Below are 19,581 nucleotides of genomic sequence, written 5' to 3'. Positions count from 1 at the left end.
AACAAGTCTGATCTCATAAGCAAATAATTTTTCCAACGATCTCTTGGTTAGGTTGAACCATTTCCGGGAGAAGACTAAAAAGGTGGCAGGGTGGGGGATTTTCGATACTATATGAACTTAGGGGCAAGACTAATCGCGTTTTTTGATGAAGGGCATCATGCCGCGGAGCTCAGCTCCCACTTTTTCGATGGGATGTTCAGCATCTTTACGTTCGATGGCATTAAAGGTGGGACGGTTGATTTGGTTCTCTAAGAGCCAGTTCTTGGCAAAGGTTCCATCCTGGATTTCAGCAAGGACTTTTTTCATTTCCTTGCGGGTTTCATCGGTGATGATGCGTTTGCCGATCATCATATCCCCATATTCAGCGGTATCGGATATGGAATAACGCATCCGGCTTAGACCGCCTTCATAGATGAGGTCAACAATCAGCTTCATTTCATGTAAGCACTCAAAATAAGCGCTTTCCGGTTGGTAGCCGGCTTCCACTAAAGTATCAAAACCGGCTTTAATCAATTCGGATACCCCACCGCAAAGTACAGCTTGCTCTCCAAAGAGATCGGTTTCCGTTTCTTCTTTAAACGTGGTCTCCAGGACTCCTGCCCGGGTACAGCCGATTCCTTTGGCGTAAGCCAAAGCCAGATCATAAGCGCGGCCGCTGGCATCTTGATGAATGGCGATCAATCCAGGGACTCCGGCACCCTCTTCATAGGTTCTGCGCACCAGATGTCCTGGGCTTTTGGGAGCGACCATAAAGACATCCACATCGGCAGGAGGTACGATTTGACCAAAATGGATATTGAAGCCGTGGGAGAATACTAAGCATTTACCCGCTGTAAGATGGGGTTTGATTTCGTTTTCATAGACGGAGGCCTGACGCTCATCGGGGAGAAGGATTTGGATCACATCGGCCTGAGCCGCAGCTTCAGCTACGGTAGCAACTTTCAGGCCGGCTGCTTCCGCTTGTTTCCAGCGGCGGGAATCAGCACGAAGACCGACAACGACATTAAGACCGGAATCTTTTAAGTTCAGGGCTTGAGCATGACCTTGGCTTCCATAACCCATCACTGCAATGGTTTTGCCTTGGAGTAATTCTAAGGTTGCATCGGAATCATAATACATTTTTGCCATGATAAAACGCTCCTTTTTGAATCCCTAGAGGATTAACTTAATATAATTTTTGCCGGCTTGAGATGCATTTCTAAGAAATAGTGAAACGTAAGGATTAAATGTACTGTTTCATAATAGCATAAAGAGCCCTGTTGTACAACAGTAAACGACAATTTTAGTGCTTTTATAACAACTCTGTATATTAGAAATATTTTTACAAAACTGCCGGATCAACTGTCTAAACGGGTTATGGCAATCTTCCCTGTCCGTACCAGTTCCATTAACCCAAAGGGACGTATCGTTCTTACAAAGGCATCGATTTTCTCTTCGTCACCGGTGAGCTCCACGGTCAGGTTGCTTCGTCCCATATCCACCACTCTGCCCCGGAAGACATCCACGATTTGCAGGACTTCCAGACGGGTATCCGCTTTCACCTTGATGCGGATTAAAGCCAGCTCCCGATCCACCACTGTCTCGTTGGTCAAGTCCGTCACTTTATGGACCACCACCAGCTTATGAAGCTGCTTGGAAACCTGCTCAATGACCGTATCATCCCCATCAACCACGATGGTCATCCGGGAAATGGCGGGGTTTTCAGTCTGACACACGGTAAGACTGTTGATATTGTATGCCCGCCGGGCAAATAATCCGGCCACCCTGGTCAATACACCGGGATTATTCTCGACAAGAACTGCTAAAGTATGCAGCATTTCCCTCACCTCCCCAACATTTCTGTGAGTCCCTTCCCTGGGGGAACCATCGGGGAGACCACTTCATCTTCGGATATAACGAAATCCATGAGGACCGGACCGGGATGATTCATAGCTTCCAGGAGAGCGTTACGAACTTCGGAAATTTCAGTAACGCGAATCCCGTGAATGCCGTAGGCTTCGGCAATCTTTATAAAATCAGGATTGGCAGTAAGCTGAATCTGACTATAGCGTTCATCACAAAAGACCATTTGCAGCTGGCGAACCATGCCCAAGACGCCGTTATTCATGAGGATAATCTTCACAGGAAGTTGATATTGGACAGTGGATGCCAGTTCTTGAATGCTCATCTGGAAGGAACCATCCCCTGTAACCAGAAAGACCGTCCTATCGGGAGCAGCCACTTGAGCTCCAATGGCTGCAGGGAGTCCAAAGCCCATGGTGCCTAACCCGCCGCTGGTAATAAAATGCCGGGCGGCTTGAACCGGATAATTCTGAGCAGCCCACATCTGGTGCTGACCCACATCGGTAGTGACGATGGTATCTTCTCCGGCGATTTCACCCAGGGTCTCAATAATCACCTGGGGATTTAGATTGGGGTTATGGACCTTTGTTTTTTCTTCCTGCCATAAGCGGATTTGTTTCCACCAGGTGGCAATTTCCGGTTTGCTGAGCTTAGGCAAAAGCTCTTCCAAAACCAATTTGGCATTGCCCACGATGGGGACATTGGTTCTTACGACTTTACCAATCTCGGCGGGATCAATGTCGATATGAATGATTTTAGCCTTCGTGGCAAAACGGTGACCCAAACCGCTGGTGACCCGGTCATCAAAACGGACCCCTATGGCAATCAGCAGATCACAATCATCCACGGCATAATTTGCCGTTACTGTTCCGTGCATTCCCACCATACCTAAGACATTGGGGTGGCTTGTGGGCAGACTTCCTATCCCCATCAAGGTGGTAACCACCGGGAGATTGGCGGATTCTACGACTTGCTGAAGGACTTCCCCGGCTCCGGCGGTGATGACTCCTCCTCCGGCATAGAGGACCGGACGTTGGGATTGAGCAATGACCCGGGCTGCCTCTTCGATTTGTCCCGCATTCCCTTTGGTAAAGTACTTATAACTTTTTAGATTCAGTTCCGCCGGTGCCGGACGGACCTCTGTTGCTGCCAGAACATTTTTGGGCAAGTCGATTAAGACCGGACCGGGACGTCCTGTACTGGCAATATAAAAGGCTTCCTTAACAATCCGGGGGATCTGCCGCGGATCTTTGACAAGATAAGAATGTTTGGTGATGGGATGGGTAATCCCTGTAATATCCACCTCTTGGAAAGAATCCGTCCCCAAAAGACTGGTGGGAACTTGCCCTGTCAAGATCACAATGGGTATGGAATCCATATAGGCATTGGCAATCCCTGTGACTAAATTCGTTGCTCCCGGTCCGGAAGTGGCCAGGCATACCCCTACTCTGCCGCTGACCCGGGCAAAAGCATCGGCTGCATGAACCGCAGACTGCTCATGCCTAGGCAGAAGATGCCGTATCGGGCTGTTGATCAGAGCGTCATAGATGGGTAAAACGGCTCCGCCGGGATACCCGAAGATGACTTCTACTCCTTCCTGGACCAGGGAATCCAGCAAAAGCGCCGCCCCTGTGGCATAGGTGATACTCTCCTTCTCCTTCTCATTCCCCAAATGATATCACTCCTTTACTCGTCGTAAGGCCGCTCCCTGAGAAGCAGATTGTACGAAATAGGCATACCGTCCCAAGTAGCCTTTGCGTAGTTCAGGCTTAAGATGATCGGGTCTGACTGCCATGGCTGCAAATTCTTGTCGGCGCTGTTCTCTTTCTTCTTCCGACACGACCCACTCAAGCCGGCCTTGACCTAAATCAATACGGATTTTATCTCCATCCTTTAAGAGAGCGATATCCCCTCCTAAGGCGGCTTCCGGTGATACATGACCGATGGAGAGACCACGGCTTGCTCCTGAGAACCGTCCGTCGGTGAGCAAGGCCACCTCGGAATCGAGACCCATACCCGCTAAAGTAGCTGTCGGCCCCAGCATTTCCCGCATACCCGGTCCGCCTTTCGGTCCCTCGTAACGAATGACCACCACATCCCCGGCTTTGATTTCAAGGTTGCGAATGGCTTCGGCGGCGGGAACTTCCCCATTGAAGACTTTGGCCGCCCCTTCAAAGATCAAATCCTGGTTGCTTAAAGCTCCTTGCTTAATGACCGCGCCTTCAGGAGCTAAGTTGCCAAAGAGGATGCGCAGTCCCCCTCGCTGCGAGAAAGGCTCAGATTGGGGGCGAATAATCTCCCTATCCACGACTTTGGCATTCTTTAAGCGTTCAGCCATGGTTACGACCGACACAGTCATGGTTGAGCCGTCGATCAGGCCGGCATCCAGGAGCTGTTTGAGAACCGCACTGACTCCGCCTGCCTCATGGAGGGCAGCTAAAGGAGTTTCCGAAGCAGGGGCAAGTTTACAGATTTGGGGGGTTTTTTCACTGACTTCATTTACCTTGCCCAGATCCCAAGGGATATCCCCTTCGTTGGCGATGGCGGGCAGGTGAAGGATGGTATTGGTAGAGCAGCCTAAGGCCATATCGACGGCCACTCCATTTTTCAATGCACTTTGAGTTACAATATCCCTGGGTCTAAGGTCTTGACGAAAAAGCTCCATGACCTGATAGCCGGTTTCTTTGGCAAGAACCAAACGTTCGGAATAAACTGCCGGAATCGTACCATTGCCCGGCAAGGCCATGCCGAGGGCCTCTGTCAGACAGTTCATGGAGTTGGCGGTAAACATGCCGGCACAAGAACCGCAGGTCGGGCAAGCTTTGGCTTCCAGTTCATGAAGCCAGGCTTCATCCTTTTTGCCGGCGTGCACTTGTCCCACCCCTTCGAAAAGTGTACTTAGGGTTACGGGACGGCCTTCGAATCGTCCAGGCAACATGGGACCGCCGCTGACCACAATCGCCGGGATATTTAAGCGCATAGCAGCCATTAACATCCCGGGAACCACCTTGTCACAGCTGGGGATCAAGACCAATGCATCCAATTGGTGTCCCTTGGCCATAACTTCGATGGCATCGGCCACAATTTCACGGCTGGCCAGTGAATAGTGCATCCCTTCATGTCCCATGGCAATTCCATCACAGACCGCTACCGTGGAAAATTCAAAAGGGGTTCCCCCATTTTCCCGGATACCTGCTTTCACGGCCTCCGTGACTTGCCTGAGATGCATATGACCGGGCACCAGCTCGGTAAAGGAATTGACCACACCGATAAAAGGTTTGCTGATCTCACGGTCCGTCAGTCCCAAGGCTTTTAAAAGGGAACGATGAGGTGCCCGGTCTATTCCTGTTTTTATGGTAGTGCTGTTCATAGTTTCGCCTCCGCTTTTGTCTCACAAATTTATCCATGAGTTATTTATTGGCTCTTTTTGAAAATTATCCTTCTTTTATAAGGACCCCGTCCACTAAGGTTAAGGCCCGGAAATCCTCCAGGAGATTCTTAAAAATTTCACCAGGTTGGCCCTCTCCGATCACCCGGCCATCCGCTTTAACCACAGGAATTAATTCGGCTGCTGTCCCTGTGAGGAAGCATTCGTCAGCATTATAGACATCATGGCGGTTAAACAATTCTTCCCGTACTTCAAGCCCTTTCTTTTTGGCCAGTTCAATGACGGCATTGCGGGTAACCCCCTCTAAACAGCCTGCCGATAGAGGCGGTGTAAGCAATGCTCCCCGGCGGAAGATAAAGATGTTATCGGCGGTGCCTTCCACAACATAGCCCTCTTGAGTCAGCATAATGGCCTCCACCACACCGGCTTGGATGGATTCGATTTTAGCCATAATATTATTGAGATAGTTTAGGGATTTGACCCGGGGGCTGAGAGAATCCGGGTTGGTCCGGCGCACGGCGACGGTTTTGACTTCCAGTCCATGTTCGTACATTTCCTGGGGGTAGATTTTAATTTGGTCGGCGATACAGATAATGCTGGCACCGGCGCAGTTATTGGGATCCAGCCCTAAGTCCCCTACCCCCCGGCTCACGACAAGACGGATATAGCCATTATCTAAGTCATTCTTGCGCAGGGTGCTGCACAGGACCTCTTCCATCTCAGCTTTGGAAATGCCGATATTCAGCATGATGGTCTTGGCAGATTCATATAACCGGTCAAGATGCTCCTTACATTTAAATATCCGGCCATGATAAACCCGAATACCCTCAAAAATTCCATCCCCATATAAAAAACCATGATCAAATACTGAAATCTTGGCCTCCGCTTTGGTTACAAATTCGCCATTGAGATAAACTAGTTTTTCCATCCTAAACTCTCTCCTTTAAAATTAGTAATAAATTTATTTAAGCTGTTTATAATCCACTACTTACAGAATATTATAAGAAAACCGAGCGGTGTTCCTTACCCTCTCGAGGAACTTTCCGCTCGGGTATTTTCCGCCCACGGTGTAAATCCATTCTCTGGATCTTGTACCGCTCGGACCAGACGGAGTATCTCCCGGAACCCTAGGCACACTTCCTGCTGTTATAATACATTCTTTCATTTACAAATAAGTTTATAATACACAGTTGGCAGTGTCAACCCATTTTGAAAAAGTCTTGTCAAAGAAAAAAAACCATATTATAATGTCCACAATGTGGATACATTTGTTTTCATGAAATGGATTGGAGGAGCATTCATGCAGGTCGTTAAGATTGGACTGCTGGGTCTAGGAACCGTCGGCAGTGGCGTCATTCAGATCCTTGAGCAAAACGCTAATGATATACAGAACCGTTCCCAAAGCCAAATAAAGGTCTCCAAGGTCCTCGTGCGGAATCTCAACGCTCCTCGGGCTATCGCAGGCGATTTTACTCTGACTGATCAAGCAGACGATGTTCTTGCCGACCCAGACATCAGTGTCGTGGTCGAAGTGATGGGCGGCATTGAGCCGGCGAGAACCTATATATTAGAAGCCTTTAAACATGGGAAGAATGTGGTGACCGCTAATAAGGACCTTTTAGCCCTTCATGGTCATGAACTTTTGAATGCTGCCAAAGAAGCGGGCAAGGACCTTTATTTTGAAGGCAGCGTAGCCGGTGGTATCCCCATTATCGCCGCCCTCAAACAGTCACTGACCGGAAACAAAATCTCCGAGGTGCTGGGAATTATTAATGGAACCACCAACTATATCCTGACCGCCATGACTGAGCAAGGCCGTGACTATCATGAAGTCCTGAAGGAAGCTCAGCAATTGGGTTATGCGGAAGCCGATCCGACCGCGGATGTGGATGGCTTAGATGCAGCCCGAAAACTGGCTATTCTTGCTTCTATCGCCTTCAACTCCCGTGTCACCGTGAATGATGTGTATGTGGAGGGGATCTCCAAAATCACCGCTGAAGATATCTCCTATGCCCGGGAGCTCAATTCCACTGTCAAGCTTCTGGCTGTGGCTAAATTCCAAACGGACGGCATCGAGGTTCGTGTCCATCCTGCTTTCGTCCCCAACAACCATCCCCTGGCTGCCGTCAGCGGAGTCTTTAACGCCATCTATGTAGTGGGAGATGCTGTAGGAGAAACCATGTTCTATGGCCGCGGCGCAGGCTCCCTTCCCACAGGAAGTGCAGTCGTTTCGGATATCATCCAAGTAGCTCGGAATATCAAGTCCAATTCCACCGCCAACATTAATTGTACCTGTTACAATGAGTTAGCCATCAAAAGCGAGCAGGATTTTAAAAGCGCTTTTTATATCCGGCTGCGGGTTAAGGATGAACCCCGGGTTCTTGCTACCTTAGCCTTGCTCTTCGCCGAGGCCGGCGTCAGCTTTGCCTCCATCATTCAAAAGCAGAAAAAACGCCAGGAAGCAGAGATCGTCCTTGTTACCCATCCCTGTGAAGAATCCCAGCTGCGTGAGGCCTTGGATTCAGTCCGCGCCTACAGCAAGGTGCTTTGCATCCACAATGTCATTCGTTTTGAATCCGGAGAGCATAACGACTAAATAGCAAGAAGGATTAAGGAGGATCACCATGGTTCGTGTCAGAATACCTGCCACCTCTGCGAATTTAGGGCCAGGCTTTGATTGTCTGGGTATGGCCCTTTCTTTATACAATGTTGTCCAGATCGAAAGTAGTGATGTTTTTCAGATCACCTTAAAAGGGGATTACACTGCCGGTATCACCGCGGATGAGACCAATCTCGTTTGGCAGAGCATGTGCACTTTATGGGAAACCATTGGGTTTGAGATACCAACGGTTTCCTTAGAATTGGAAAACAATGTCCCACCCACTCGCGGGATGGGAAGCAGTTCGGCTGCCATCGTCGGAGGGTTGGTGGCAGCCAATGAATGGGCTGGCGGGGTCTTAAGCAAGCCGGAGATTCTTCAGATTGCCAATCAGATCGAAGGCCATCCCGATAATGTGGCACCGGCCCTTTTAGGAGGAATTACCCTGGCGGTCACTGCGGAGACTTCCGTCATCGCCAGAACCTTACATTCCAATCCTCAATTCATGGCCTTAGCCATCGTTCCGGACTTCTACCTTTCCACGGAAAAAAGCCGCAATGTCCTGCCCACTTCCATTTCCCGGGCCGATGCAGTCTATAATCTTTCCCGGACAGCTCTGCTGGTGGAAGCTCTTATCCATGAAAATTACGAACTCCTTAAGGAAGGGATGCAGGACCGGCTGCACCAAAACCAGCGGGCAAGCCTTGTACCCGGTCTTGGGGAAACCTTGCAGGTGGCGCTGGATCACGGGGCCTACGGTTCCGCTCTCAGCGGCTCCGGACCTACCATCCTTGCTTTGGTCTCTCCCGATAAGGCTGAGAAAGTTTCCCAAGCCATGGTGGACTCCTTAGCCGGTCATGGCTTGAGTGCTAAGGCCTATCTCCTCTCCGTCGATTCGGAAGGGGCGTCGGTAATTTAAGAGGCTGACATCTTCATGGAACAGAGAACAAAGTGCGTCGTCATTTGATACGTCAAGTAAAAAGGCCGTTGCCAGATGAACTTTACAGTTCGCTGAGCAACGGCCTTTTCTTATCGTTCAAATTCCCAAGCGTTTGGGAATTTATCGTTTTTCGATAAATTAATATTGATTTGCAATATGGTCTTTGATATGCTATAAGCAAATACACATTGAAGGAGGATTAACTATGGGCCCTGCACAATCCATATCAAAGTTCCTCATCGTTCTTCTTAATTTAATTATTTTTTTCTTAATTTTAATAACTCTCGCTCTTTCTATTTATTCTTTTCAGAATCATCTCTCTGTGGACTCAGATTTGGTGATCGGCACGCTCTTCAGACTCAGCTTTTTTAGTCTATTTATTTTTATGATTTACAAATTAAAAGGTATCATTATAACGGTTAAGACCGGGGAGCCCTTCTGTCCGAATAATATTAAACGGTTTTATAGCATCGCCACCAGCATCTTTGTCCTGGGAGTCATCGATCTGATAGGCAATCTGAATTCCCATCAAGGCTTTGTTCTCATCGATACACCTTATTTCGTGATCAAGGCGACTTCATTTATCTATATCCTATTAGGGTGTCTGGCCTTAGTTTTAGCTGAAGTATTTAAAATGGCACTTACGATAAAAAATGATCATGATTTAACCATATAAAGAAGATAAAGGAGCAAACCATGCCTATTTTAGTCAATCTCGATGTCATGATGGCTAAACGTAAAATTTCTCTGGCTGAGTTGGCGGAGAGGGTGGATATCACTCAGGCCAATTTATCCATCCTAAAAAACAATAAAGCAAAAGCCATCCGTTTTTCAACTCTTGAGGCCATTTGCCGGGAGCTAAAATGCCAGCCTGCCGACTTACTGGAATACTACGCTGAAGATTAACAGGACAGTCAAGACATCCCTTCATTAGCCAGTCTCTCTCTGATTTCCCGGATCTCTTCTTCCAGATCCTCGAGTTGAATGATCATGCTCGGTTTCAGAGAATGGGCAGGCCAACGGGCTCTTAAGTCAGTGAGCTCTGTCTGCAGCTCCATGAGTCTCTGCTTTAGCTCCTGTCTTGCCTTACCTGCCTGATCCTCCCCGCGAAATGTGATTGCCCCATGCATGCAGGACTCCATACATTCCTCACATTCTATACATTGAGCGGGCTCCACAATCGCTACATGGGCAACCATCTTAATCGCTTCCCTTGGACAGGCACGAACGCAACGCTGGCAGCCCCGGCAAAGCTTTTCCAATATATAGGCCGGCATTGGACTCCCCTCCTCAAGCCCTTCGGTTTTCATTCCCGGTTATACCGGAGGGGAATTCTATTTTTTTCCCGAAACCGTTTCAAAAGGCCAATGAATAATGCCCCCCATGTTTTTAACGTTGGTATATCCTAATTTGAATAGAATTCTGGCCGCAGCGGCACTTCTATTCCCACTCCGGCAATAGACCAAGATCTGAGCATCCTTGTTTTTGATTTTCTGGGGTGCTTCCGTTTTTAAGACGGCTAAAGGAATAAGCTTGCTTTTAGGAATACGAATCTCTTGATACTCCTCTGGGGTGCGCACATCTAAAAGGATAACTCCTTTGGTGGAGTCTAAAAGTTCCTTCCCTTCTTGTGGGCTGATTTTAAATTTATTTTTGCGGATAGTCTGTACCAGTATCCAACCCAGGATTATGACCGCTAATATAATCCAAACTGTGTTTTGATTCACCGGGCCCCCTCCTCTTCATCATACCCCTATGGGGTATGATGAAATTATACGCTTTGAGGAGTAACCTGTCAATGATTCTTGTAGATTTTCCGATCAAGAATAAAACTCTCCATAGTGTAGTAGTCCAAAGCCTCTTGATCAATCGTGACTCCTAAGCCCGGCCCTTGGGGCACTTGGATGAGTCCTTTCCGCACAGCAATCTCCGGCTGAATCACATCTTTGCTGAAATAACGCCTTGTTGAGGATAAATCTCCAGGGATATAGTTATCCATTAAGCTTGCACAATGGACATGGAGGATTTTGGAGATCCCGCTTTCCAGCATACTCCCTATCCAATACTTGACCTTATGCTTCCTGCAGGCTTTAATCATGTGTTCCATATAGGCCATGCCCCCTACCCGGCCTACCTTGAGATTGACCACCTGACAAGCTCCCAGGCTGATTGCCTCAGTTAAATCAGCCATGGTCTGGATGCTTTCATCCAGGCAGATGGGAGTTGACATCTGCTCCTGCAGGTCTTGATAAGCGGACAAATCTCCGGACTCCAAAGGTTCTTCAAGACAGGCCAGCCCCAACTCATCGATTCTTCTCAGTTGCGGGAGGTCTTCCTTCCTAAAGCTCCTATTGGCATCGGCCAGGAGCATTAGATCCGGGAAATGCTCCCGGATCGATTTCAGTTTGGCAAACCCGTCCTCAGGCTTGATTTTGATTTTAAAGCGTCTATATCCCTCTTGAAGATTCTCTTGAATTTTTTCCAAGAGGATGGGCAGCTCCAAATCCCCCAGCACCATGCCGCCATAGATTTCCTTCCTGGTCTCTTCATTAAACAGCAGCTTCATCATCGACTTATTCTGTCCTTTGGCGAAGCCATCCAAAAGAGCGTTTTCTATTCCGGCCATAGCCATGGGAGAGTTTCCCCGAAAGCCCAGGTGAATCTCAAAAGGATGGTCGATTTCCTTGTTTAGAAGCTGGGGAAGAAGTTCCTCAAGGAGGACTTTTTGGGCAGAGGACAGCGTCTCGGAACTATAAAAGGGCTCATTAAAGGCAACCACTTCGCCGTACCCCAAGTTCCCCAGTTCATCCGTCACTTTGATCACGAGAGTTTCCCGCTGACTGATCGTTCCTTGAGCCGTTCGAAAGGTGAATTTCATCGGCATATTTAAATGTAAAACTTCGATTCTTTCAATCCTCATTAACCATCTCACCCAAAGCCTTTTTTAATAGTTTCCCTGTGGAATTTTTGGGGAGCTCCCTAAGGTGAAGGATTTTCTTGGGGTGTTTATACCTAGCGATTCTTGCGGAAAGATAATTCCTAATCTCCTCATCCTCCAACGCAGAGACGATAAATAGGGCCGGCACTTGTCCCCATTTCTTATCCTTCATCGCCACAATTGCACACTCTGATACAGCGGGATGAGCATAGAGGATATTCTCGATCTCCTGAGGGTAGATGTTTTCACCCCCGGAGATAATGATATTATCACGCCGATCCAGAATGAAAAGATAGCCATCTTCATCCAGATAGCCAATGTCCTGGGTATGAAGAAACCCCTGAATCGGCTCTTCACTCAGATAGCCGTCCATGACCATCGGTCCCCGGAGGATTATTTCACCGACTCCCTCTCTATCGGGGTTATGAATATGGACTTTAATTCCTGGTAAAGGATAGCCTACCGAATTATGCTTCATGGGGTTCTCAGAGACGCAAAAGGTTGTGGCCTGACTGGCCGTCTCGGTCATGCCATAGGATTTATAAATGGGTATCCCTTTCCTTAAGGATGCTGCCACCAAGGCCTCGGGAATGAATTCCCCACTAACCAGAACTGCTCGCAAGGAATGTCCGCGGATTCGATCCAGAATGCGGTGAAGCATTGTCGGGACAAGGGAAAGGAGATTGACCTTTTCTTCTTCGATCAATTTCAGGGTCTCTTCTTCATCAAACCCTGCCGTCAAAGTAACAGCGGTACCATTATAGAGGCTGCGCAATACGATGGCTAAACCGCCTATATGATAGAGAGGAAGTACCAGCAGCCAGTTATCTTCTTCCCGAACCCCCAAGACTTGCTGAGAAGCCCTGACATGAGCCTCCAAATTCCTCCAGCGCAGAGGGACCGATTTGGCTACACCATGGGTGGCACTGGTATCCATAATGACAGCAATCTGTTCCGGGGCATACCCTCCCCTTCCTTCATCTTGTCTCTCTAAGGGCTGGTTAAGAACATCCTGAAATGAAATAAAGGTCCGATCCTCGGAAAAAACAACGCCTATCTTTAAGTTCGTTAGTTTTCTCCTGATTTCATCCCCGGCGAGACGAGCATTGATCATGAATACTTCCTTTTGCAATCCTTGCAAGGCCAAAAAAAACAAGACGGTCTCAACGGAGTTGCGGGCATAGAGAGCTACTCTGGTTTTATCTTTTACATAGGGGTACAAGCGGCCTGCCCGCTTTTTGACAAGGTTCTCCACTTCTGCAAAGGAGAGATGGTTTAAGAATCTTTGCGTTCCCTTTTCCCGGGCTTGTTTTGTGAGCCAATTCACGAATCTCACCTGCTTCTGAGTTTTTACTTTTAGGGGAATTTCGGAAACTGCTGAAAATCAGGCTTGCGCTTTTCCTTGAAGGCATCCCGCCCTTCTTTCGCTTCATCGGTTGTATAGTAGAGCAGGGTCGCATCACCGGCTAATTGCTGTAGGCCGGCCAATCCGTCCGTATCGGCATTAAAGGCGGCCTTGAGAAAACGCAAAGCAGTTGGGGAATGCTGCAAAATTTCTTCGGCCCATCTTACCGTCTCTTCTTCCAGCTCCCCAAAGGGAACCACGGCATTCACCAGTCCCATCGCCAAAGCTTCCTGAGCTGTATATTGACGGCATAGATACCAAATCTCCCGGGCTTTTTTGTGCCCGATGATCCGGGCAAGATAACCGGCACCATACCCCCCGTCAAAGGAACCCACCTGAGGGCCTGTCTGACCAAACCGGGCATTTTCAGAAGCAATCGTTAAATCACAGACGATATGTAAAACATGCCCTCCCCCGATGGCAAAGCCATTGACCATGGCTATGACGGGCTTAGGAGTGACCCGGATCAGACGCTGAAGGTCCAATACATTAAGCCGGGGTATCTGATCCTCTCCTACATACCCCCCATGACCACGAACCCGCTGATCCCCTCCGGAACAAAAGGCCTCCTTCTCTTGACCTTGGCCATGGTTGGCTCCCGTTAGAATAATCACTCCGATGTGGCTGTCATCTCGAGCAGCCATAAAGGCATCCATTAACTCCATAATGGTTCTGGGCCGGAAAGCATTGCGGACTTCCGGCCTGTTGATGGTTATCTTGCCTATTCCCCCCCAGGTCTCATAAATAATGTCCTCGTAGTTTCTCTTGGTTGGTTCCCAACAAAATTTTTTCACTCTAACCCCTCCTATCATTCTTTTAGTCGATACAGGTGTACTTCTCATGCAATCTTTTGCTTCCTTGGGGATCGATTTTCACATTTAATACCTTGATCCCTTCTAAGGAAAGGGCCTTCTCAACATCTTCCTCGAAGCTCTTATAATCCAGCGGCTCAAAATAGGTCAGACCGTACAGGGTTTTTAACCCACCGAAGTCCATGTCATGGGGGGTCTTGAAGAGAAATTCAAAATGTCTGCTCTTGCTGTGAGACAAGTAGTTGAAAATTCCTCCCCCATTATTGTTTAAGAGGATAATGATCAAATTCAACCGGTGGTTTTTCCCGATCTGCAGTCCATTCAAATCATGAAAGAAGGACAAATCACCGGTGAGGAGCACGGTGGGATAGTGATTAGTGGAAACTCCCAAAGCGGTGGATGTGATTCCATCAATGCCGTTGGCTCCTCGGTTGCACAAAACTTTAAGCTCTTGTTGGCGTGACCCCAGGAAATAGTCCACATCCCGAATGGCCATGCTGTTGGCGACAAATAAACGGCTTTCAGCCGGCAGGATATCTTGTAATCTCTGTATCAATCCCCCTTCAAATAGTTCTGTTTCATCATGGGCAAGCTGCAGTTTTTGACGAGCCCTTCCCTGATAATCCTGCCAGAGGTATAAGTAGTCATCATCTTCATTATGAACACTCAGTGCTTGGGCAAAAGCTTTGGGGGAAGCAAGGATATAGCGATTAATGGATAGTGAGGGATCCCGATACTGGAAGGTCTGATTGATCTGAAAATAAAGTCCATCTCTCTCCATGGCGAGAAATTCCTGCAGGTTCTTCGAGACCGGTGTCTGACCAAAGTGGAGAATGAACTCAGGCTTAAGCTCTTGTTTGACGGTGTCCTTTTTCAGAAAAACATCATAGCTGTCCATGATCTGGGGATGCCCATAATTGCGGAAGTTGGAAATGGGATCAGCTAATAGAGGTGCCTTTAAACGTTCCGCCAGCTCCAGGACTTCCTCATGATAGTCTGCATAAGCATCCCCTCCACAGACGATGATTCCCTTTTTCCCCTGAAAAATCTTGCTGTTAAGGGTTAAGCGGCTCTCTCCTCTCTGCCATTGAAAAGGATGTTCCAGACGGCCCAGGGTGAAATCCAGTTTAGCCAGATCCGGGCTCAAAGGGTCACGCAAGGGGATGTTGATATGGGCTACCCCATAGCCATCGGTCATGGAACTCACGTAAGCCTTGCGCATAACCCCGCGGACATAGGGATACATCTCTTCCCGCTCTTCCGGCAGAGCCAGTTCTTCAAAGTATTTCGTATAGTCATGGTAAAACTTAATCTGATCGATGGTTTGGGGGGCCCCTACTTGGCGTAATTCAGGAGGACGATCGGCTGTCAAAATAATTAAGGGAACATTGGAATGCTTGGCTTCAACAACCGCCGGGAAATAATGGGCGACAGCCGAGCCTGAAGAACAGACCAGAACAACGGGTCTTTCTTTTTCCTTGGCAATGCCTAAGGCAAAGAATCCCGCGGACCGTTCGTCAATGCTGACATAAACCTGGAAATCATGCTCACAAAATATGATGGATAATGGAGCTGAGCGTGAACCTGGGCTAATGACCACTTCCCGAACTCCCATCTGATACAGTTCATCAACTAAAACTCCTATATAATTACTCATCCTCTTCACCTTCATTTTATAGACTCTCTAAGATTGTCCTGGCTTTATTAGCCGTCTCCAGATATTCCGCCTCACACTCCGAGTCGGCAACGATTCCACAGCCTGTATAAGCATAAAGCTTATTCCCTTCAATCAGAGCCGAGCGGATTCCCACCACAAAGATCCCATCTCCTTCTTCATTCATCACACCCAGGGGAGCTCCATATAATCCTCGTTCATGGGTTTCATAACGGGCAATGATCTCCAGCGCTTTTTCCGCGGGATATCCTCCCAGGGCCGGGGTAGGGTGCAAGCGGGAGACCCAGTCCCTCAAGGAGCTGTTCTCCTTAACCTTGCCATGGATAGGAGTTTTCAAATGAAAGAGATTCTTAAGGGCTAAGGTGGTCGTCTCTCCGATGACCACCTCATCACTATGGCTCTCCATAATCTCAGCGATATAATCAACCACCAGCTGATGTTCATGACGGTTCTTGGGATCATTGAGAAGGGCTGCCTGCTGAATGTCATCAGCTTCCTGTTGATTACGTGCTCCTGTCCCAGCTAAGGCATAGCTGCTGATCGTACCTTTATTTTTTTCTACCAGAACCTCCGGGCTTGCACCTAGGAATGTCTTGCCCTGCTTATACCAGGCAAACACAAAGGAGCCGGGGTTGTTCTCCATAAGGTTTTTCAACACACTTTCGATAGCAACTGCCGTCCGACACTGGATCTCCACTTGGCGTGAAATGACCACCTTGTCCACTTTCTTGCTCCGTATTTCTTCCTTAGCCTGATTAAATAGCCCCTGCCATTCCCCATAGTCCTTGGCGGTGAGTTTATAATCATGTCGTCGGGGGATACACTCCTGATCTTGAATCTCAATCTCTTGATCCCTGTAATAAAGCTTCTGTTCCCCCTCTTTTTCCACGAGATAAAACTCAAATGCCGTAGTTTCATCCTCAAAGCCATCCCACTGAGGGCCCTTGAGTGTAGGAAAGAAGGTTTTTCTAGAAAAAACATAAGGATACCCCCGGAAGCTTTCCTCCCCATAAAACTTTTTCAGGGGTATCGTGCCAATAATGAGCTCCTTTTTAAAGGGATGATAAAACAGCATTTTCTCTTCATCTTCAAAATTCCGCCAAAAGGCAAGGGGTTCTTTAAGATTAATTCTCTTCTCCTGATATCTCAAAACTCTTATCTCCCAGTTATTTTTTGAACTCAAGAAATGAACTTAGGTTCATTTTATTAAATTTTACTTATTTTTATATTTAATGTCAATTCCTTTTTTCAGCCTTTCTTCCCCAGGGATTTTTTGAACAGCAAAAATGCCATGAATTCTGCAGATATTCAACAGAATTCATGGCATTTATTTACGGGAAGCTCCCTTTGAGTTTTGATCCCTACCTACTCTTTTTTCATCTCATCCAAATACTTAATCGCATTGAGAGCCGCTGTTCCTCCTTCCCCTACCGCTTTGTTCAATTGGTAGGGCTGTCCGGAGCAGTCCCCGGCGGCGAAGAGTCCTGGGACACTGGTCTCTAAATCCCGGTTTACCTTGATAGCGCCCTTTTCCATGTCCAAACCCGGAACAATCTGCTCTGCCGGCAGGCTTTCCCGCAGAACGAATACCCCGTCCACCGGGATTTCCTCACTATCCAAAACCAGCTTTTCTACCTGCTGAGTGCCGAAGATTTCTTTAATCCTGGCTTTCTTTTGGATGATTCTGGAGTCAAGCCGACCTACTTCCTTATAGAAGGGCAGGTAATAGACTTCAGAGCAGATCTCAGCCATGAAGTTGGCTTCGGCTTCTCCCTCATGACTATAAGAAATGATCGCTACTTTCTTCCCTTTGTACAAGGGGCCGTCGCAAGTGGCACAATAGCCCACTCCTCTCCCCAGTAGATCTGTTTCTCCGGGAAGAAGTTTGGTGGGGGATACCCCTGTGGCCAAAATCACGGCATCGGCTTCAAAGGATTCATTGTTCCCGACCAGGGTAAAAGGCGGTCCGGGATAAATATTGAGAACTTTCCAGGGAACAATCTCAATACCCATGGCTTTGACATGGTTTAAAAAATTCTGCCGTAAGTCCTCCCCTTTGATTTCATGAAAGCCGAGATAATTATCAATCTGGGGGGCTTTCGCCAATTTAGGACTGCAAAAGTCACTTCCTAAAAGGATAAAGTCTTTATTTCTAATTTTGGCATTTAAGGCAGCGGACATCCCGGCGGGACCGCACCCGACAATGGCCAATTGATAATGAGATTTTAGTTGAAATCCTTCACTCATACTCGACAAACCTCCTTTATGTACCTTTTATATTCTCCGAATAAACCATGAATTCCTTTTTCTTTACTCTTTATATCCACCGCCATGGGTCATTGGGTCGTACCCCTGCAAGATTTGACACTATTAAATCTTGCGAGTATTACATCATTCTTTCATGGTTATATTGTTGAATTTTCCAGTTACAACTCCAAATCATTTTAAATATTACTAAAGATAGTCCTGCGAGTAATACTGTAAATATCCCGAAAGCATAAGAACCAATATTAATGGCTGCCATCAATTCTATAAAGAAACACATGACTTCTATAACCAGAACTGCCTTGAAAAAATTCTTGATTCTACTGTAATGGGCGATTTTTGACTCTACGTCTGTATACATTTCAAAGGGTCCATCTGATGCTCTTTTTTGTAAGTATACCCATCTCCACCATTGAGCTATTACTTTTACCCCCGTATCCTCCATGAAAGCTGCATAATCATCTTTTTCTCCATTCCAACTATCAAGCAAGTCTATTTGATAATTGTATTCCCCAGGATCACACTTTTCAAAAGTATAAAAACCCAGAAAAAATTTTTTTAATGCCCATCCCTTTAAACACATTTTCTTTAACCAATCTTCTTCTGCATCTTTATCATAATATAGTTTGAACTTTAACATAGAGCACTCCCCCTAATTATCCATCTTTTTTGCATTTTTTATAAGCTCATTTAACCTTTTTATTTCATTTTGAAATATTTCTCTCCCTGTATCGGTAATCAGGTATTCCTTTTTCTTTCTGGATTCTTTATCCTCACTATATAAACGAATCCATCTTTTTGTAAGCATGGAATTTATAGCTCCATATAAAGTCCCTGGTCCTAATGTTACCCTTCCGTCCGTCATTTCACTTACATCCTGAATAATACCGTACCCATGGTTTGGTGTACGCACGGCCAATAAGATATAAAATAAAGCTTCTGTCAAAGGTCCATTGGTATCCAAATAGATCACTCTCCAATATATCGCGTGATGATATATTTAGTATACCATTATACGATATATCGGTCAACGATGTATTAATTGTAATGGAAGTATCTTTACGTGAAACAATAGTCTCAATTTCAAAAGCGTCTAAAAAACCACGCTTCATTTGAAGCGTGGTTTTTCACCATAGAGTTCCTGATAATTAGCATAGTTATCTTTAACCCGTTCCACATATTCCCTGGTCTCACGGAAGGGAATATCATCTGTATTTAAATCATCCACCTTTAACTGCTCTGTTCGAATCCATTCATTAACATGACCCCGTCCCCCATTGTAAGCCGCCAAGACGAGGGTGATATCCTCGAACTCCTTTTGCAGACTGGCTATGTACCAGGTGCCGTACTGAATGTTCTTTTCCGGCTCCCTTAATTTGCTCTGATCGAAACTTCTATCTCCTAATGTCTCCGCAATCCAGTCGGCCGTATCCGGCATCAGCTGCATGAGCCCCAAGGCCCCCTTGTGGGATTGGGAATAAGGCAAGAATTTACTCTCGGCGCGAATGACCGAGATAACCAGCAAAGGATCCACATGATATTGCTGCGCATACTCCTCGATAAGGGATTTATAGGGATAAGGATAGAGCACCTTCTTAATGGGCGGGGATTGGAACAAGAGTATCAAAGCAATCACACACAAGACCAGGGTAAAGAAAAAGCCTGATCTCTTTTTCTTGCGTCGCACAGTGAATCCTTTCTTTTTCATGGGTACTCC

General features: G+C 47.1%; 20 protein-coding genes. 4 read left to right on the top strand and 16 right to left on the bottom strand.

All coding sequences use genetic code 11. From position 1 onward, the window contains the following. Positions 1-129: 129 nt before the first annotated feature. From ilvC to ilvE, 5 genes are all read right to left on the bottom strand, one after another. Complete coding sequence (gene ilvC / locus DESPCE1_RS0109835) at positions 130-1,128, bottom strand: ketol-acid reductoisomerase (protein WP_014793850.1); 999 nt, start codon at positions 1,126-1,128, stop codon at positions 130-132. 209 nt (positions 1,129-1,337) lie between these two features. Next, complete coding sequence (gene ilvN, locus DESPCE1_RS0109830; RefSeq protein WP_014793849.1) at positions 1,338-1,817, bottom strand: acetolactate synthase small subunit; 480 nt, start codon at positions 1,815-1,817, stop codon at positions 1,338-1,340. Positions 1,818-1,822: 5 nt separating this feature from the next. Then, positions 1,823-3,514 carry a biosynthetic-type acetolactate synthase large subunit gene (gene ilvB, locus DESPCE1_RS0109825; RefSeq protein WP_019850367.1) on the bottom strand — a complete coding sequence of 564 codons (1,692 nt, stop codon included), beginning with the start codon at positions 3,512-3,514 and terminating at the stop codon, positions 1,823-1,825. Positions 3,515-3,520: 6 nt separating this feature from the next. Then, positions 3,521-5,212: a dihydroxy-acid dehydratase gene (gene ilvD / locus DESPCE1_RS0109820; RefSeq protein WP_019850366.1), complete on the bottom strand. Its 1,692-nt coding sequence runs from the start codon at positions 5,210-5,212 to the stop codon at positions 3,521-3,523. 64 nt (positions 5,213-5,276) lie between these two features. Beyond that, positions 5,277-6,158, bottom strand: coding sequence for a branched-chain-amino-acid transaminase (gene ilvE, locus DESPCE1_RS0109815; protein ID WP_014793846.1), 882 nt, complete (start codon positions 6,156-6,158; stop codon positions 5,277-5,279). A gap of 372 nt (positions 6,159-6,530) precedes the next feature. On the opposite strand from ilvE, the gene DESPCE1_RS0109810 reads away from it, so the two are divergent. The 4 genes from DESPCE1_RS0109810 (at position 6,531) to DESPCE1_RS0109795 (ending at position 9,675) form a co-directional block, all read left to right on the top strand. Next, positions 6,531-7,826, top strand: coding sequence for a homoserine dehydrogenase (locus DESPCE1_RS0109810; protein WP_019850365.1), 1,296 nt, complete (start codon positions 6,531-6,533; stop codon positions 7,824-7,826). A gap of 28 nt (positions 7,827-7,854) precedes the next feature. Then, positions 7,855-8,748 carry a homoserine kinase gene (gene thrB, locus DESPCE1_RS0109805; protein WP_014793844.1) on the top strand — a complete coding sequence of 298 codons (894 nt, stop codon included), beginning with the start codon at positions 7,855-7,857 and terminating at the stop codon, positions 8,746-8,748. A gap of 226 nt (positions 8,749-8,974) precedes the next feature. After that, the gene (locus tag DESPCE1_RS0109800; RefSeq protein ID WP_019850364.1) at positions 8,975-9,445 is read left to right on the top strand and encodes a DUF2975 domain-containing protein; all 471 of its coding nucleotides are present in this window, start codon (positions 8,975-8,977) and stop codon (positions 9,443-9,445) included. Positions 9,446-9,465: 20 nt separating this feature from the next. Then, complete coding sequence (locus tag DESPCE1_RS0109795; protein WP_019850363.1) at positions 9,466-9,675, top strand: helix-turn-helix transcriptional regulator; 210 nt, start codon at positions 9,466-9,468, stop codon at positions 9,673-9,675. Positions 9,676-9,683: 8 nt separating this feature from the next. On the opposite strand, the gene DESPCE1_RS0109790 is transcribed toward DESPCE1_RS0109795, so the two are convergent. The 11 genes from DESPCE1_RS0109790 to DESPCE1_RS0109735 form a co-directional block, all read right to left on the bottom strand. Beyond that, on the bottom strand, positions 9,684-10,046 hold the full coding sequence (locus DESPCE1_RS0109790) for a DUF362 domain-containing protein (RefSeq protein ID WP_019850362.1): 363 nt from the start codon (positions 10,044-10,046) through the stop codon (positions 9,684-9,686). 57 nt (positions 10,047-10,103) lie between these two features. After that, complete coding sequence (locus DESPCE1_RS0109785; RefSeq protein ID WP_019850361.1) at positions 10,104-10,496, bottom strand: rhodanese-like domain-containing protein; 393 nt, start codon at positions 10,494-10,496, stop codon at positions 10,104-10,106. A 68-nt stretch (positions 10,497-10,564) separates the two neighbouring features. Continuing rightward, positions 10,565-11,689, bottom strand: a complete 1,125-nt coding sequence (menC, locus tag DESPCE1_RS0109780; protein ID WP_019850360.1) for an o-succinylbenzoate synthase — start codon at positions 11,687-11,689, stop codon at positions 10,565-10,567. Then, positions 11,679-13,034 carry an o-succinylbenzoate--CoA ligase gene (gene menE / locus DESPCE1_RS0109775; protein ID WP_019850359.1) on the bottom strand — a complete coding sequence of 452 codons (1,356 nt, stop codon included), beginning with the start codon at positions 13,032-13,034 and terminating at the stop codon, positions 11,679-11,681. Before menE ends, menC begins: the two co-directional genes overlap by 11 nt. A gap of 29 nt (positions 13,035-13,063) precedes the next feature. Then, positions 13,064-13,906, bottom strand: coding sequence for a 1,4-dihydroxy-2-naphthoyl-CoA synthase (gene menB, locus DESPCE1_RS0109770; RefSeq protein ID WP_014793837.1), 843 nt, complete (start codon positions 13,904-13,906; stop codon positions 13,064-13,066). A gap of 22 nt (positions 13,907-13,928) precedes the next feature. After that, positions 13,929-15,581 carry a 2-succinyl-5-enolpyruvyl-6-hydroxy-3-cyclohexene-1-carboxylic-acid synthase gene (gene menD, locus DESPCE1_RS0109765; RefSeq protein WP_019850358.1) on the bottom strand — a complete coding sequence of 551 codons (1,653 nt, stop codon included), beginning with the start codon at positions 15,579-15,581 and terminating at the stop codon, positions 13,929-13,931. 16 nt (positions 15,582-15,597) lie between these two features. Next, positions 15,598-16,749, bottom strand: a complete 1,152-nt coding sequence (locus tag DESPCE1_RS0109760; protein WP_019850357.1) for an isochorismate synthase MenF — start codon at positions 16,747-16,749, stop codon at positions 15,598-15,600. Positions 16,750-16,964: 215 nt separating this feature from the next. Then, positions 16,965-17,846 carry an NAD(P)/FAD-dependent oxidoreductase gene (locus DESPCE1_RS0109750; protein WP_014793834.1) on the bottom strand — a complete coding sequence of 294 codons (882 nt, stop codon included), beginning with the start codon at positions 17,844-17,846 and terminating at the stop codon, positions 16,965-16,967. Positions 17,847-17,985: 139 nt separating this feature from the next. After that, on the bottom strand, positions 17,986-18,504 hold the full coding sequence (locus tag DESPCE1_RS0109745) for a DUF2812 domain-containing protein (RefSeq protein WP_019850355.1): 519 nt from the start codon (positions 18,502-18,504) through the stop codon (positions 17,986-17,988). Positions 18,505-18,516: 12 nt separating this feature from the next. Beyond that, positions 18,517-18,828, bottom strand: a complete 312-nt coding sequence (locus tag DESPCE1_RS0109740; protein WP_019850354.1) for a PadR family transcriptional regulator — start codon at positions 18,826-18,828, stop codon at positions 18,517-18,519. A 144-nt stretch (positions 18,829-18,972) separates the two neighbouring features. Further along, positions 18,973-19,572: a lytic transglycosylase domain-containing protein gene (locus DESPCE1_RS0109735; RefSeq protein WP_019850353.1), complete on the bottom strand. Its 600-nt coding sequence runs from the start codon at positions 19,570-19,572 to the stop codon at positions 18,973-18,975. Between the last annotated feature and the right edge of the window lie 9 nt (positions 19,573-19,581).

The organism is Desulfitobacterium sp. PCE1, from assembly GCF_000384015.1.
GTDB lineage: Bacteria > Bacillota > Desulfitobacteriia > Desulfitobacteriales > Desulfitobacteriaceae > Desulfitobacterium > Desulfitobacterium dehalogenans.
This window is presented reverse-complemented; position numbering and strand designations above follow the sequence as displayed.

What these genes read in the sequence shown, in the direction of transcription:
- ilvC (WP_014793850.1), bottom strand. Translation starts at nt 1,128, where the DNA reads ATGGCAAAAATGTATTATGATTCCGATGCAACCTTAGAATTACTCCAA.
- ilvN (WP_014793849.1), bottom strand. Translation starts at nt 1,817, where the DNA reads ATGCTGCATACTTTAGCAGTTCTTGTCGAGAATAATCCCGGTGTATTG.
- ilvD (WP_019850366.1), bottom strand. Translation starts at nt 5,212, where the DNA reads ATGAACAGCACTACCATAAAAACAGGAATAGACCGGGCACCTCATCGT.
- ilvE (WP_014793846.1), bottom strand. Translation starts at nt 6,158, where the DNA reads ATGGAAAAACTAGTTTATCTCAATGGCGAATTTGTAACCAAAGCGGAG.
- DESPCE1_RS0109810 (WP_019850365.1), top strand. Translation starts at nt 6,531, where the DNA reads ATGCAGGTCGTTAAGATTGGACTGCTGGGTCTAGGAACCGTCGGCAGT.
- thrB (WP_014793844.1), top strand. Translation starts at nt 7,855, where the DNA reads ATGGTTCGTGTCAGAATACCTGCCACCTCTGCGAATTTAGGGCCAGGC.
- DESPCE1_RS0109800 (WP_019850364.1), top strand. Translation starts at nt 8,975, where the DNA reads ATGGGCCCTGCACAATCCATATCAAAGTTCCTCATCGTTCTTCTTAAT.
- DESPCE1_RS0109795 (WP_019850363.1), top strand. Translation starts at nt 9,466, where the DNA reads ATGCCTATTTTAGTCAATCTCGATGTCATGATGGCTAAACGTAAAATT.
- DESPCE1_RS0109790 (WP_019850362.1), bottom strand. Translation starts at nt 10,046, where the DNA reads ATGCCGGCCTATATATTGGAAAAGCTTTGCCGGGGCTGCCAGCGTTGC.
- menC (WP_019850360.1), bottom strand. Translation starts at nt 11,689, where the DNA reads ATGAGGATTGAAAGAATCGAAGTTTTACATTTAAATATGCCGATGAAA.
- menD (WP_019850358.1), bottom strand. Translation starts at nt 15,581, where the DNA reads ATGAGTAATTATATAGGAGTTTTAGTTGATGAACTGTATCAGATGGGA.
- DESPCE1_RS0109750 (WP_014793834.1), bottom strand. Translation starts at nt 17,846, where the DNA reads ATGAGTGAAGGATTTCAACTAAAATCTCATTATCAATTGGCCATTGTC.
- DESPCE1_RS0109745 (WP_019850355.1), bottom strand. Translation starts at nt 18,504, where the DNA reads ATGTTAAAGTTCAAACTATATTATGATAAAGATGCAGAAGAAGATTGG.
- DESPCE1_RS0109735 (WP_019850353.1), bottom strand. Translation starts at nt 19,572, where the DNA reads ATGAAAAAGAAAGGATTCACTGTGCGACGCAAGAAAAAGAGATCAGGC.